Below are 1,098 nucleotides of genomic sequence, written 5' to 3'. Positions count from 1 at the left end.
CCACTGAGCAACGATGGCGTCATCTGGATACCATGCAGTTCGAGACCATTCTGGTGGCCTGTTTGCCACGTTGTCAATGCCAGGAACATGGGGTCAAAACCGTTCAGGCGCCGTGGGCAGCAAGGCATTCCCGTTTCACGCTGCTGTTCGAAAGCTTTGCTATCGAGCTGCTCTTGCACTGCGCGAACATCAAGGCGGCGGCCAGCATGTTGCGTCTGAACTGGCACGCCGTCAATCACATCATGCAGCGAGCCGTTGAGCGAGGCCTGAGTCGTCGGCAAGCTGATGGCATTGCGTATCTGGGAATCGATGAAAAAAGCTTCAAGGCTGGCCAGCATTATGTGACAACGCTGAACGATCTGGATCAAGGTCGAGTGCTTGAAGTTGTCGAACACCGCACGACCGAAGCAACCAAAGAGCTGCTTGAAACGCTGAGCCAACAGCAGCGGGAACAAGCCAAGGCGGTCTCGGTCGATCTGTGGCAACCCTTTGCCAACGCGGTGAACCAACTCTTGCCAAACGCCGATCTGGTGCATGATCGCTTTCATATCAGCAAGTATCTCAATGACGCCGTCGATGCGGTGCGCCGCAAGGAGTCTGGCGAACTCCGCAAAACTGGAGACAAGCGGCTGGTCGGCTCGAAATACGTTTGGCTGCGCAATCCGGAGAAGCTGCACACCCAGCAACAGCTCGAGTTGAACACCCTGATGAACGGTGAGTTCAAAACCGGACAGGCGTGGGCGTTAAAAAACATGTTCCGGGTTTTTTGGCAGCTTGGCTGCGCCGATGCCGGAAGCTTCTTTTTCGAGTACTGGTCAAAACGGGTCGATGCGGCTGGTTTGACCCCGTTGATCAAAGTCAAAGAGCAGCTCCTGCGGCATTTCGACAAGGTGCTGACCTGGTTCAAGCACGCCATTACCAACGCGGTTTCCGAAGGGTTGAACAGCAAGATTCAGATCATCAAGGCGTCAGCAAGAGGGTTCCATCGTTTCGAGAGTTATCGCAACCGGATTTTGTTTTACTGCGGCAAACTCAACATGGCTATCGAATCATGACGGAACAGCAGAAGCCCTTACCCACGATATTCTGCGAAGAACC

1 protein-coding gene is annotated in these 1,098 nt (G+C 54.2%); it reads left to right on the top strand.

The features are described from left to right. On the top strand, positions 1 to 1,055 hold a 1,055-nt coding region (locus tag FGF66_RS12340), incomplete at its 5' end, for an ISL3 family transposase (RefSeq protein ID WP_139457940.1). Positions 1,056 to 1,098: the final 43 nt, after the last annotated feature.

Origin of the sequence: Chlorobaculum thiosulfatiphilum (assembly GCF_006265165.1) — a bacterium.
Classification (GTDB): domain Bacteria; phylum Bacteroidota; class Chlorobiia; order Chlorobiales; family Chlorobiaceae; genus Chlorobaculum; species Chlorobaculum thiosulfatiphilum.
This window is presented reverse-complemented; position numbering and strand designations above follow the sequence as displayed.